This is a genomic window from Vibrio sp. 10N.222.49.C9 (assembly GCF_041474985.1).
GTDB lineage: Bacteria > Pseudomonadota > Gammaproteobacteria > Enterobacterales > Vibrionaceae > Vibrio > Vibrio crassostreae_C.
This window is the reverse complement of the sequence record NZ_JBFRVD010001395.1, coordinates 1-458: the sequence shown is the minus strand read 5'-3', so window position 1 is coordinate 458 and position 458 is coordinate 1. Positions and strand designations below refer to the sequence as shown.

1 protein-coding gene is annotated in these 458 nt (G+C 47.2%); it reads right to left on the bottom strand.

From position 1 onward, the window contains the following. Positions 1 to 327, bottom strand: a 327-nt coding sequence (locus AB4585_RS28450) for a DUF1275 family protein (protein WP_372172119.1), incomplete at its 3' end; no start/stop codon positions are given. Positions 328 to 458: the final 131 nt, after the last annotated feature.

The window sequence follows — 458 nt, the reverse complement described above, 5'->3', positions numbered from 1 at the left end:
GGAAAGAAGCGCTAGTGCGATGAACAGCAGCAAAGACTCAATAAAAAGCACTGAGTCATAGTGTCTGCCGAGCTTTAACGTAGAGTCATGGAGCAAGTAACCGGCGACGGATGAGCCGAGCATAAAGGAAATCAACACGCCCAACAGGTGCAAGACATGAGCAAAGGAGCTGTCGATAACGCTGATACCGAGCAGTGTCGCCGTTCCCGATAAGTGCGAAACAGACTGGTGCTCAAAACCAAGCAAGCCGATTGAGTTAACAAAGCCTGCTACCAAAGCAAGAATGAAAGCACCCACTTCCACCCATTTTGGCAATCGAGAAATCACAATGAAATTCCTGTTTGAATATCTTTGGAAAACGACAAATTGAAGTGCTAGATAAATCTAACACCTCTGGAGTCGAAACGAGTTTGGGAGTGGGCTGTTAGCCTGCTGGAGACTCTTGCTCTGTTGGCTCT